Origin of the sequence: Bariatricus sp. TF06-38A (genome assembly GCF_027690675.1) — a bacterium.
GTDB lineage: Bacteria > Bacillota > Clostridia > Lachnospirales > Lachnospiraceae > Allocoprococcus > Allocoprococcus comes.
The window spans coordinates 1-12,706 of sequence record NZ_JAQFCE010000012.1 but is presented as its reverse complement, the minus strand read 5'-3'; the positions used below and the strand labels follow the sequence as shown (position 1 = coordinate 12,706).

Genomic DNA, 12,706 nt, shown 5'->3' with positions numbered 1-12,706 from the left:
TGCACCTCTCTTTATTAACTATTTAGGCGTTTGCGAAACGCCACAACACCGCATAAATACGGCATTTTTTGTTACCTAAAAGCAAATAACTCCTCACCGGATATGGTATAATCGAGTTGACTAAAAACTATAAACCTACATCCAAGAAAGGAGTTATTCTGATACTTATGATACCATATAAACAGCTTTCTTTGGCAGATATTTTTTCAGATTGCCAGGAAAAATTTGAAAATGACAAATCTGCGTTTCTTTCTCTATTGGAAACCCATATCGATATTGATGAGTTTATTCCGATTTCTTTCAGAAATCATTTCTATGCATCGACGGGCATTTTTGCTATGTCTTCAAGTTCGGCATTGTCACCAGCGGACTGGGCATCATCCGCCACATATCTTTTTATAACAAAAAATTTATGGCTTCACATCCTGATATCGTTGTCGAAAAGAAATCCGATTCCCCTGACGAAGATAAATGTGTTCATGATTCAAAGCTTTTAATCCCGACACTGAAGGACTTCTTTTCCAAGCATCCTTTGATTAATCCAAAAACCTTCCTGGGTGATGCTGCTTTCGATACCGCACAGCTCTATAAGAGCCTTCTTACCGGTGACACTTTTGGTAATGACAAACATTTCTCGAAAGCTTATATTCCGCTGAATGCAAGATCCGGACTTGAAAATCTGGATTATTCTATCAATGAAGATGGTATTCCGTGTTGTCCCCATGATCCTTCTTTACAAATGAAGTACGAAAGCACTTCCAAACTTCGCAGTGGAGTAACGAGATATAAATTTGTCTGTCCAAAAATGAAATGGATTTATGATAAACCAACTCAAAAAGCCCATCGTCATTGTTTCTGTGACAACCCTTGTACCTCTTCTAAATGTGGGCGGATGGTCTACATCTACCCAGAAAAGGATCTTCGTGCTTATCCCGGAACGATCCGTGGCACCGAAGAATGGGATGATACCTATAAAATCAGAACTGTTGTCGAAAGGGATATCAACCACATCAAAGACAATCTCTGTCTTGCAGGACGCCGAACCCAAAATGAGAAGACTCTGTATGCTGATCTGATTCTTGCCGGTATCACCCAACTTATTACTGTTGTTCTCGCAGATAAGATCAATCACCACGAATATATTCAAAGCTTAAAGCCTCTCATAGCATAGGACTTACCAACTTAATAAGACCTATGGCTTATTTAAGTGTGCCTAAAATATCTCATCATTTAACGTTTCTGCATTTATCATCTCCATTTATTGTGGATAACTGCTCTCATATTTCAAATTTGAGTTTCGCAATTACCTAGTCACTTACAATAAGTGTTACACTTTACCGTGTAAAAGTCAACCTTCCCAAAAAATCCCGGAGTACATTGTCATACTCCAGGATTTTGTCGTCAACCGGATAAAAGCAACCTCATTCGCTACATAATTCTACACCAGATAACTGCTTCACAGTTGATTCATTTAAAACTCTTCCCCGCAGGATTCAATCACTTTTTTGTACCAGTAAAAAGAATCTTTGCGGATTCTGGAAAAGTCTCCGGTCCCGTCATCATTTTTATTTACATAGATAAGACCATAACGCTTCTTGAATTCTCCGGTGGAGGCACTGACAAGATCTGTACAGCCCCAGCAGGTGTAGCCGATCAGATCTACTCCGTCATGGATTGCTTCCTTCATCTGCTCTATATGGCGGCGCATATATTCAATACGGTAATCATCGTGAATCTTTCCATCCTCTGTCAGCTGATCCACCGCCCCAAGACCATTTTCCACGATCATGATCGGAATCTGATAGCGGTCATAGATCTGGTTCAGAACATAGCGAAGACCAGTTGCATCGATCTGCCAGCCCCAGTCGGAAGCTTTCAGATATGGATTTTTCAGATTGTCACTTCCATTTCCGGCCGTTTTCTCTCCGTCCTTTGTCACGCTGACACAGCTACTGGAATAATAGCTGATGGTGAAAAAGTCCACCGTACCCTTCTTGAGGATCTCTTTATCCTCCTGAAGAACCTCCAGCTGGATTCCGTGCTCCTCAAAGTATCTCGCTGCAAATCCCGGATAATATCCTCTTACATGAACATCACCGGCAATGGAATTGTGGATCTGCCCAAACTGCTGTGCATATAAGACATCATCCGGATGGCAGGTATATGGATAACCATTGTGATAAGCAAGCATACAGCCAAGCATAAACTCCGGATTGATCTCATGAGCCATGGAAACTGCAAGTGCACTTGCTACCAGCTGGTGATGCATTGCCTGATAACGGCTCTGCTCACATACATCCTTCGGGTCCAGCATTCCTGCACAGAATACCGCACCAAAGTCCTGCGTCAGCATATTGATCTCATTAAAAGTCAGCCAATATTTTACCTTACCTTTATATCTCTCAAATAAAACCTTTGCAAATCGAAGATAGAAATCGATCATCTTACGGCTTTTCCATCCGCCATACTCCAGAGAAAGATGAAGGGGATTCTCATAATGAGAGATCGTTATCAGCGGCTCAATGTTATATTTTCTCAACTCATCGATCACATTGTCGTAGAACTTAAGGCCTTCCTCATTTGGAGTTTCCTCATCCCCATTTGGGAACACTCTGGACCAAGAAATAGAAAAACGATATACCTTAAATCCCATCTCTGCAAAAAGAGCAATATCCTCTTTCCAGTGATGATAAAAATCAGTTGCCTGGTGATTGGGATAAAATTCTTCCGGTAACGGTGCCGGCGGTGTAAGACGACGTTCCTTATCCACACTTCCTCCTGTCAGGACATCTGCAATGGACGGGCCTCTGCCATCCTCATCCCAACCGCCTTCATACTGGTTTGCAGCAGTTGCTCCGCCCCAGAGAAAGTTTTCCGGCATACGGTTATAATTTTTCATATTTTAATTTTCTCCTTTTTACAAACATCAGGCGGATCTGTTATCTCCGCCTGATGTTTCGTTGTTATTCTTATACAATAGTCAGAAATTTATCTCCTGCATTTACAGCTGCATCTTCTTTTTCCATGCATACTGCTTTGATATAATCAGAAATATTGGTCACAACAACCGGTGTGATCAGATCATATCCTTCTTTCTTAATGGCATCCATATCGAATTCCACAAGAAGCTTTCCTTTTTTTACCTTATCTCCATCAGAAACATGGGATTTAAAATATTTACCATTTAAATTTACAGTATCAAGTCCGATGTGGATCAGAATTTCTGCTCCACTTTCTGTCACAAACATGATTCCATGTTTGCTCTCCATGATATTTGCCACCGTACCATCTGCCGGTGCATAAACCTTTCCTTCTGATGGAACGATCGCTGCTCCGTCACCTAAAACCTTATCAGCAAAAGTTTTATCCGGAACATCGGAAAGTGCTTTTACAGTTCCTGCTACCGGTGCACAAAGCTCGATCTTATCTACAAGCGGAGCGTTCTGCTGTGCCGGCTGTTTTTCTGTATCTGTGTTCTGTACTTCATCCTCTGTCTCAGCCTTTACATCCTCAAATCCGAAGATAAGTGTAAGAACAAAAGCAGCTCCAAAAGATACCGCGATCATAATGATTCCATAAATCAGATTGCTTAATCCCTTCTCGCCGATAAACGCCGGGATCGCCATGATACAATTCTGTGCAATGTAAAGAGAAACCTGAAGAAGTCCTCCTACGATACCACCGATTCCGGCTGCGATGGAAGCTGCTACAACCGGTCTTTTCAGTTTCAGTGTAACACCATACAGAGCAGGCTCTGTGATACCCATAAGAGCGGAAACACCGGCTGCACTTGCCAGCTGTTTCATGTTGCTGTCCTTGGATCTTACAGCTACTGCAAGAGAAGCTCCGGACTGTGCAAGGTTAGAGCATACCTGAGATACAAAGATCAGTGTATCGGCACCACCGGTTGCAATGGCATTCAGTCCGATCGGTGTCAGCGCATGGTGCATACCGGTCATAACAATGAACGGGAAGGTTGCTGCAAGGATACCTACAATAATGAAACCAAGTTTTACGGACAGGAAGTTGATGGCTACCGCAAGTCCGTTACCAATAATTGTTCCGATCGGTCCAACTACGATCAGGGCGATCGGTGCACTGATCAGAATTACCAGTGTCGGGTTCAGGATCAGTTTTACCATTTTCGGTGTGATCTTATCAACCAGAATCTCAATATAATGTGTGATCCATACCATCAGGATAACCGGAATAACGGAATAAGAATAAGTTGCTTTTGTGATCGGCAGACCAAACAGTGTGATGGCCGCATCACCAGCTGCCATGGTTACAAAGGTAGGGCTTAAGTAAACACCGGCAATAAACAGCGCCAGTGACTGGTTCACGCGGAAAACCTTGGCAGCATTTGCTGCGATCAGGAACGGCATGAAGTAGAAAGTAACATCTCCGATAAAACTGATCACCTGGTAGGTACTGCTTGTTTCTGATACCAGATGAAAAGTTGTCAGCAGGGTAAGTACAACTTTGATCATACCGGCTGCAGTCAGGGCAGGGATCATCGGGGTCATACATCCGGTGATGGCATCGATAACTTTTGAAACAACACTCTTTGAGCTGTCAGAGTTCGCTGCCGGTGCATCATCGGTAGGAACGCCTTTGTCTTCCAATGCCTTGTAAACAGCGTTTACTTCGTTTCCTGCGATAACCTGGAACTGATCTTCATGCCAGTTAACACCGGAGATCTCAGAAAGCTTTAAGATCTCTTTCTCGTTGATCTTCGATCTGTCTTTCACATAGAAACGAAGCCTTGTCATGCAGTGGAACAGACGGGTGATATTATCTTTTCCGCCCAGCGCTGCAATCAGTGTGTCTGCAGTTTTTGCATAGTCCTTTTTCATTTGGGGACCTCCTTTAATAATAAATATTGAAATTTATATTAAAGGTCTTGCCTGAAAAGATACGCACATGGCACGTATTTCAGTAACAATCCATTAACACCTAATTTATAAAACAATCTCTTTTCACAGATTTTTCAGACGTTTATGGTCTTCTGTGATCTTCTGGATATGAATCGTCAGATACAGCATTTCGTCCTCAGTCATAGCGTATTTATATTCCTCTTCCATCATAAGATAGATCATTTTTACACAGCCGTAAGCTTCTCTGTACTGCTCCTTGATGATCTTGAAAAGCTCCTGATTCTCATCATAGTGAAGCTCTTTATGAAGGAATCTCTGGGCAAAATATTTCAGATGCGTGAGAAACCGCTGATAATACAGATTATCCTCCTGAAATTCCATATTGTCATAATACTTCTCCACGATGTCCAGGATCTGATGTACGATAATGGAAATCTGATAGCTGTCCGTCTTGCCGCCATCTTCCGCATTCACAAAATGCAATGCAAAAAATCCTGCTTCATCTGCAGAAAGATCTACCTCGAACATCTCATTTACCTTTTTCAGTAATTCCAAGCCGATCTCATATTCCTTATGATAAAGCTGCTTGATATCCAGAAGCAGCATATTCTGAAGGCGGATCCCGTTTTCAAGTCTGGAGATCGCACCCATGATATGGTCGCTAAGGGAAAAATAAATACTGTCATTTAATTTCATCCCCTCTTTTTCCTTCACTTCATTTACAAAAGCTTCCACAAAGTCCAGATATTTTTCCGGAATAGCAGTCAGATAACCCTGTATCTCCTTGCTGATCTGGGCATTTTCCGCAGTAAAGATCTTCTCGATCCTGGACTCCTCCACTTGCTGTCCTTTCTTTTTCTGAAAGGCAATTCCGCAGCCCTTTACAATAACTTCATGTCCCTGTCCATCCCTGGACAGTATCAGATTATTATTCAAAATCTTATAGATAACCATATTCCTGTTCCCCCGCTGCCAGACAAATAAAAAAAGACCATTACAGTATATAGAAAACCTATCCCAAACCTATTCCTATACTACTATAAGGTCTTGCCTGACGATAAATAAATATTTCAGTAACAATCCTTCTGATTCGTAACTATTTAATAACTGTGTATAATAATATCAGAAAAAATATATGTTGTCTATCTGGAATATTTAATAAAATATTTATAATATTTTTGTGAACTTTGACAAAATCCCCTGATGATCCTGCCATACGGATCAACGGGGGATTTTCTGTTCAGCTTTTTATTCTTCAGATCTCTTTTCCCTTTGTCGCAACGGCATGTACAACAAACGGTACAAACAATGTAATAAACGCCGCATATCCAAGGTATGCATATCCCTTTTTAACAACTGTCATCAGACCGAACTGTGCGATGGCAAATGCCAGGAATGTAAAGATCGCTGTGAAAACTGCATTTCTTCCAAGGTGTTCCTGCGCTTTTTTTGCCGAGCGGTCCATACGGCGCTCCACTGCATTTACACAGCGGGTCACAATACCGGAGATTATATTTACTGCTGTGGAGATAGCTCCAAGGATGATCAGCAGAGAAATGATCGGTGTCAGGATACTGGCGCCTACACCGTTCTGGACCAGCCCCAGCATCGGTACCGATGCAGATGCCAGCTGGAAGAAGAAATAAAGGACTGCTGTTGCAAATCACTTTTTCAATGAAGGTGTTGCAAAAGTGTTGCAAAAGGCAACGCCCTCTAAATGCATAGCCTGCAAACCCGCAAACAAGCGTCCTTTCGGTTCTTTTCTATGCTATTGAATAAAAAATGTTAATTCCATCCGAATGTGTTTCCTCATACCAGATGCAATACTACTGACACTTCGATGCCGTTCATAATCTGCTTTTTCTTGCCTTGTTTGCCTGTGGGTGTGAAACTCATATACCTCGCAAATTGCCTGAATCTGAGAATTTCTATGAAATTCTCAGATCGCGTACATTCGTCAAATTCCGCATAAACACTGGCTTTACAGCCAGTTGTTTCTTCGGAACTCTCCTCATTGTCTTCGCGGAAATTAAGGACTTCTACGAATTCACCCGATGTAGACAACACACGACTTCGACATGCACACTTTGTTAAGTGTTCTGTTTTTAAATCCTTGTACAGCTTTGTACATTCTCAAATAGCCTATAAAATCAAGTATTTTTTAATAGTTCAGACTTTACCGCCTTGTGCGTTCTTGTGTTGTATGTTTGTAATGGTGGCAAGTCGGTGGCAATGCCACCACTGAACCATCTGTTATACTAATTCGTTGACCCTTTTCTGTACAGCTGTAGGACTGTAACCTGCTGCTTTCAGGCGGTCAATTCGTTCTTGACCATTACCCCACTTACCAAGAATAACTTCTTTTGCGATAGCGGTCAAGTCTGTTGCAGCATTTCCTTTTAAGATCGCATTAACTGCATTCTGTACTTCCTGATAGTTGTAACCTGCTACTTCAAGTTTTTTCTGACGGTCAGGGTTATTTCCCCACTGACCATTGATAACTTCTTTTGCAACGTCCTGTACAGATTTTGAAGGTGTCGGTGTACTTCCATTTACAAGTGCATTTACAGCGTCCTGAACTTCCTGATAATCATACCCGGCTTTTTCCAGTGCTTCCTTTCTTTCCGGGTTGTTACCCCATTCACCTGCATATACCTCTTTGGCTACTTCCTGAACTGATTTCTTACCGGAAGGTTGCGGTGTAACAGAACCACCTGCTACATAATGCGGTGTGATAAATCCTCTGATGTATTTACCGTTCACAGCAATGTCACGATAACCAACCGTATTACTCTTATTACCTTCAATAACTCTGACCGTAGAACCTTCACAAGATACTACGATACCAACATGATCACTCCAACCTGTACAATCTCCAACACCGTTATCATCCCAGTCATACAGGATAACATCACCAACGTCAGGTACATAAGCGTCATTTTCAACCCAAATACCTGCACTGATTGCAAGGTTGATCATGTTTTCACAAGAGCATTCAACGCAAGGGAAAATGTTGGAAAGACCAACTGCAATGAATGCTGCTGATACAGACGTTGCACACCAAGCGTCATTGACCGTCATTTTATACCTTGTACAAAGTCCTGAATCATTGAATACTTTCAGAATAGCTTTGTGCTGTTCACTACCTTCTGCAATACCTTCATACTGTGCAAGCCAGTTTCCCGGCTTCTGTCTGTCACTCATATTATCACTCTTTCCGCTGTCATACTTTGTAAGTTCGTACTGTTCAACCAAGTTCATATTGTTCTGAACGTATGTTGAACTTGTTGCATAACCGTCTGCCTTGATTGTTTCAAGGTATGTCTTAGGGTCTGTGATTCCCTTAAGATTCTGATACCGGGATAAATGGATAAATTCAAAGTAACCCTTAACCCCTTCTTCCATTGAATCAAAGACCCTGAAATTATCAGCAATCGTTGTCAATGTTCCCGGTTCATATTCTTCCTGTGTGTTCATGTTCACACTCTTACCAGTCCACTTTGTACCGCACTTAAGACCAAAATAGTTGTGATAGGTGGCAGCAAGTTTTGACTTGCCATACCCACTCTCTAAGATTGCCTGTGCAATGATTGGACTGTGTACGCATATACCAAAAATTGCAGCGTACTTTTTAACGTACACTGCAACCTGATCAATAAATTCCTGATTTGTCATAGCTGATTACCTCTTATTTCTTTGGTTCTGTATAAGTAAGTGCCTGATCACTGTCAGTAATACCCTTGGTTGTTGGGTCTGTTACAACACCAAGAATCACAAGAACTGCAAATACTGCATTAACCACATCAAGCAGTTTGTTACCAAGATCACCAAGATCAAGGGTATAACCAAACACTGCTGCAACAACCTGAATTAACAGAAGTACAGCAGGAATCAGTGCAACCCAAAACGCTTTGTTTTTAATTCTTACAACCCAGTTAATATTTTTCATGTTTATACCTCTTTCTTTTTCAAATGTAATTCTTCAATTTCATGCATCATTTTCGTTATCATTCCATTACCGCCTAGCCTGTGATACGCTTTATACATCTCACAGAAATTTTCATATGCATATGACGGTATTGTTCCAAGTTTCATATACTTGTCGTGGTATTCGATAAGCTGTACTCTCAAAAGTAGCATTGTTCCAGCGCTATTAGCGTTTTTTTCTGCTCTTGTAGCAACCACACGATGTATCCAAGAAAAATCGGCAGTGCGATCATATATGTTTGTAATAAAAATGCTTTCAATATTCTATTCTCACTTTCGTATATTTTATGAAAATGATTTTTCTGGTTTTGCTCTGATATCCATATTTTCTCCATTAAAAAAGACAGCTCCGAAGAGTCTGCCTTTTGTCTGTTATTCTGTTATAATTTCTTGCCACATCTCGGACAGTAGTTAATCGGTATATTCATTTCCATCATGTTTTCTTCACCGCCGTAATCAGATACCCCAATATGCAGTACACTTTGTTCGTCAACTTCACCGCCAAGCAACCACAACTCCAACCGCTTTACCGGATCTCCTTTAGCAAGTACCACAGGCCGTGCGCCCAACAGATTGCTCATATCCTTTTTGCCAAAGAGTACCTTTCTGCTACAAAATTCACATTTCTCCATTTTCATTACCTCTCTTACAATTTTTATTTGATTGTATCAGATAATGTAATGGTTGTGAGATTTTCGATACTTTTCGATGATAATTATGCACGTATACTATTGAGTGTTACTATTCCGCGAATCTCCGTTAATATGTCCATTCTATCTTCACTGATGCATCGTTCAACTAGCTTTCTATAATATTTGCCGTTTTTTACAATTACTTCTATACATCCATAGCTAAATCTTAATTTTTCAGGCACACGCCATTCTCGCTCATGTGTCCAATCCATACAAGATTCTTTGTCTGTGAGGTTCAAATTAACAATTCTCCAGTATTCACTTTCAGGCAGATAGTTTTTCATAAGCGTACTATTTTCATAGATCACAGGTCTTCCGCCTTTTTTATACACAAAAGGTTTAGATAATCTTATTCCAAACGGAGAATATCTAATTTTATCATTTAAACTATCTTCGTAAAGCAAATTTTCTACAATAGCAGTCAATGGAAGCTCTTGCAAGCACACAGCCTTTGTAGCTCCAATTACGTATCCGCCACTACCGCTGCCTTTTATTTTTTTATCAATCAATATCTTCCAAAGATTTTCAAACGCTTCATCGTCATTCTTTCCTCTAGTCAGATGTATAAGACGGCTAGACATATCATTTCTGCTCTTCATTCTGTTTAACCAACTTTTTGAATCCATAAAAATCCCCCCTTTCACCGCTATTATACGGCAAAAAGGGGCGATTTCCAATACTTATTCTGTGTCGGTTTCTTCCGTAGCATCCTCTCCAACTTCCTCATAAGGAATGTCCTTTTTGTTTTTATTGGTTACTTCTGTATTTAGTGGTTTTTTAGAAAAATGTAATTAGCTAAAGCCCCATTTAGCGAATTTCTTCATTGCCAATATCCATCAGATCATTATACTGTTCCTCAGTAATCCTGCCCGTGGCGAAGAAAATGTCAATCTTATTCTTCAGATCTTCTGTCAGACCGTTTCTTTCCTTTAATTTTTTCAGCGTCTTGTATAACATAATCATACCTCCAATTCTGCAAGTGCTACTGCGTACTCACTGTTGACATACGCTTCTGCGCTCTGGATGTCAATATCCTGCGCCTTAGCATCCATGTCGTAGATGTAGTCTCTAGTGTCTCCTAACTGCTGTTTTACATAGTTCCATCCATTAGCCATGCTAATCGGATAGTTAAATACTGTATATCCGTCTAACTGATCGGATATGACGGAGATGTTGGTTACTGGGTAGTTGGTGACAAGGGTTCGCAATTTAGCTTGTATATCCCCCGGAAGAGGCTCAAATATAGCATCTTGCAATCTGATATACATATCTACATCTATTGCTTTAGCAATCAATTCAGATTGTGAATAACCAATAATATGCTTTACATAGTACAAGATATTATTTGTTCCTTTATTATTTTGCAAAAAACTAGCCTGTGTAAAATTAGATATAAAAGTAAGTTTTTTGGACTCTCCTACGGGATCCACATTGTAATATGTAGCATCAGCTATGCCTTCTACTTTTTTCCATCCAGGATACTCCTCGCTGTTATTCATAGTTTTTGTATTCGTATGGATTTCTCGGATATTTCTTTCGATTCCAAATACACCGTCTTTTTCCACAACTCTATCCGCAATATACTGCTGACCGTCGATTGTGACGTTACCACCACTTGAGACTGATATTGCGTTAAGGGTGATATTGTTAAGTGTAACAGATTGAACCTTTAACCCATCTTCATTTGTTACTTTAACTGTAGGATTCACCACTCTTTTTATCTCCTGCGGATAATCTGGTGATGGGGATGGCTGACCTCCAACATAGGGTTCATATATTGGTTCATTTCCAATACCTAAACATATTTTTGATAAATCGAAAACGGGTGATATAAGATTCTGCACATATTTAGCATCAATTTTTAATATAGTTGTCGCAATAGTAACACCTTTGTCTATTCCGAACCACATATTTTCTGTTTTATCTGCATTAAAAAAACGGAAGTTACCACCCATAACACTTGTTCCATCTGTAATCGCAAAAACTTTTGTCCCTTTTGGAATCGAAACTTCTACAAAGTCTCCATATTTAATGTTAGGAGGAATTAAATTTATGCCACGATACTGCTTCTGTTCACTCCGTCCATACAGCATCATATCCATGATTTTCCCATTGTCAGAATCGGCAAGATGAGTTTCGCCCTGATTCGATGCATAGAACTTTGTAATTTTGTTGGATAAATCTTCCTTTAGCGAACCAATATCCTCTTTATTGGTCGCAATCTGCTCCCGATCGGCTGTGAACTCTTCCGCCACTGCCTGCATCTTACCCAGCTGTTCACTTCCAGCTGCCTGAATATCTTGGACTGCTTTCTCGCCAGATGCTGTAAGGTCTGTCTTGAGCTGTGTCCCAATTTCAATATTCTCACCAAGAGAAGTGTCCAATGCACCCGCTTGCTTCACAGTCGCACTCAGAGTCTCCTGAACCGTTCCTGCCGTCTCTGTAGACTCATTTAATGCAGTCTTGGCAGTTCCTGCTTCCCGGATGGACGTATCTAACTCTGTCTTTGCAGTTCCCGCCAGCTCCACCGACTTGTCCAGTGCTGTCTTAGTGTCACTAGCAGTCTGAATAGACTCATCCAGTTCTTCCTCGGAAACACCAGCATTTATAATGGTCTGTTCAAGTTCTCCCTTGGACTCTGCAACCTGATTTTGAATCCGTTGGATCTCGCCATCAGTGTGAGTAGTAATCTTGCCTACAGAAGTCTCTTCCTGATTCTGGATAGCTTCGATTGCTTCCTGCTTTTTCTCTCCGACTTTCCTAAGAGCATCTTCCTTGGTCTTTTCTGCTGTAACTGCACTCTCCGATGCACTAGCAGCATACTTACCGGCTTCTGTCGCACTTTCCTTTGCATTCTGCTCTGCCATCTTCGCTCGTTCAGCAGATGCATTGACCGCTACTACTGTCTCCCTAAAGAGATCCGGATCCGTCTCTGGATCTTCTGCCGGAGAGGTTGGCTTACTACGTACCCTGACCGGGATTGTAATTTCATATTTGGTGTTTCCTGAAGTCTCATCTGTCAGATAGATATAAGCATAGATCCGGTAATTACTTGTCGCACTGTGTGTCAGTAATTCATCCGGAATCTTTACCTCTGTAACTCCGTCTACCGTCGTGCCGACTCTGGATAATGTCTCTCCTGATTTCTCG

At 41.0% G+C, this 12,706-nt stretch carries 11 protein-coding genes and 1 pseudogene; 1 reads left to right on the top strand and 11 read right to left on the bottom strand.

Translation table 11 applies throughout. The annotated features are described in order from the left end of the window. Positions 1 to 167: 167 nt before the first annotated feature. Positions 168 to 1,171, top strand: a pseudogene (locus tag PG418_RS10345) (ISNCY family transposase). Between the two features lie 300 nt (positions 1,172 to 1,471). Here the strand turns inward: PG418_RS10345 and PG418_RS10340 are convergent. The 11 genes from PG418_RS10340 to PG418_RS10290 all read right to left on the bottom strand — a co-directional run. After that, positions 1,472 to 2,899, bottom strand: coding sequence for a glycoside hydrolase family 1 protein (locus PG418_RS10340; RefSeq protein WP_055155530.1), 1,428 nt, complete (start codon positions 2,897 to 2,899; stop codon positions 1,472 to 1,474). 70 nt (positions 2,900 to 2,969) lie between these two features. Further along, positions 2,970 to 4,856 carry a beta-glucoside-specific PTS transporter subunit IIABC gene (locus PG418_RS10335; RefSeq protein ID WP_055155531.1) on the bottom strand — a complete coding sequence of 629 codons (1,887 nt, stop codon included), beginning with the start codon at positions 4,854 to 4,856 and terminating at the stop codon, positions 2,970 to 2,972. Positions 4,857 to 4,979: 123 nt separating this feature from the next. Beyond that, positions 4,980 to 5,831 (bottom strand): BglG family transcription antiterminator LicT, encoded by an 852-nt coding sequence (gene licT / locus PG418_RS10330; RefSeq protein WP_055155532.1) that lies wholly within the window; start codon positions 5,829 to 5,831, stop codon positions 4,980 to 4,982. Between the two features lie 301 nt (positions 5,832 to 6,132). After that, the gene (locus PG418_RS10325) at positions 6,133 to 6,486 is read right to left on the bottom strand and encodes a hypothetical protein (RefSeq protein ID WP_227084727.1); all 354 of its coding nucleotides are present in this window, start codon (positions 6,484 to 6,486) and stop codon (positions 6,133 to 6,135) included. A 644-nt stretch (positions 6,487 to 7,130) separates the two neighbouring features. After that, positions 7,131 to 8,552, bottom strand: coding sequence for a glucosaminidase domain-containing protein (locus tag PG418_RS10320; RefSeq protein ID WP_498837351.1), 1,422 nt, complete (start codon positions 8,550 to 8,552; stop codon positions 7,131 to 7,133). A gap of 13 nt (positions 8,553 to 8,565) precedes the next feature. Further along, a complete protein-coding gene (locus PG418_RS10315) occupies positions 8,566 to 8,826 on the bottom strand; it encodes a phage holin (RefSeq protein WP_195196451.1) in 261 nt (86 codons plus the stop codon). A 2-nt stretch (positions 8,827 to 8,828) separates the two neighbouring features. Then, complete coding sequence (locus PG418_RS10310; protein ID WP_498837350.1) at positions 8,829 to 9,008, bottom strand: hypothetical protein; 180 nt, start codon at positions 9,006 to 9,008, stop codon at positions 8,829 to 8,831. 236 nt (positions 9,009 to 9,244) lie between these two features. Then, a complete protein-coding gene (locus PG418_RS10305) occupies positions 9,245 to 9,496 on the bottom strand; it encodes a hypothetical protein (protein WP_459778057.1) in 252 nt (83 codons plus the stop codon). Positions 9,497 to 9,579: 83 nt separating this feature from the next. After that, positions 9,580 to 10,182 (bottom strand): hypothetical protein, encoded by a 603-nt coding sequence (locus PG418_RS10300; protein ID WP_498837349.1) that lies wholly within the window; start codon positions 10,180 to 10,182, stop codon positions 9,580 to 9,582. A gap of 181 nt (positions 10,183 to 10,363) precedes the next feature. Further along, on the bottom strand, positions 10,364 to 10,513 hold the full coding sequence (locus tag PG418_RS10295; RefSeq protein WP_167531634.1) for a hypothetical protein: 150 nt from the start codon (positions 10,511 to 10,513) through the stop codon (positions 10,364 to 10,366). Between the two features lie 2 nt (positions 10,514 to 10,515). Continuing rightward, the coding region (locus PG418_RS10290) for a hypothetical protein (RefSeq protein ID WP_498837348.1) at positions 10,516 to 12,706 on the bottom strand (2,191 nt) is incomplete at its 5' end.

What these genes read in the sequence shown, in the direction of transcription:
- PG418_RS10325 (WP_227084727.1), bottom strand. Translation starts at nt 6,486, where the DNA reads ATGCTGGGGCTGGTCCAGAACGGTGTAGGCGCCAGTATCCTGACACCG.
- PG418_RS10335 (WP_055155531.1), bottom strand. Translation starts at nt 4,856, where the DNA reads ATGAAAAAGGACTATGCAAAAACTGCAGACACACTGATTGCAGCGCTG.
- PG418_RS10340 (WP_055155530.1), bottom strand. Translation starts at nt 2,899, where the DNA reads ATGAAAAATTATAACCGTATGCCGGAAAACTTTCTCTGGGGCGGAGCA.
- PG418_RS10320 (WP_498837351.1), bottom strand. Translation starts at nt 8,552, where the DNA reads ATGACAAATCAGGAATTTATTGATCAGGTTGCAGTGTACGTTAAAAAG.
- PG418_RS10315 (WP_195196451.1), bottom strand. Translation starts at nt 8,826, where the DNA reads ATGAAAAATATTAACTGGGTTGTAAGAATTAAAAACAAAGCGTTTTGG.
- licT (WP_055155532.1), bottom strand. Translation starts at nt 5,831, where the DNA reads ATGGTTATCTATAAGATTTTGAATAATAATCTGATACTGTCCAGGGAT.
- PG418_RS10305 (WP_459778057.1), bottom strand. Translation starts at nt 9,496, where the DNA reads ATGGAGAAATGTGAATTTTGTAGCAGAAAGGTACTCTTTGGCAAAAAG.
- PG418_RS10300 (WP_498837349.1), bottom strand. Translation starts at nt 10,182, where the DNA reads ATGGATTCAAAAAGTTGGTTAAACAGAATGAAGAGCAGAAATGATATG.
- PG418_RS10295 (WP_167531634.1), bottom strand. Translation starts at nt 10,513, where the DNA reads ATGTTATACAAGACGCTGAAAAAATTAAAGGAAAGAAACGGTCTGACA.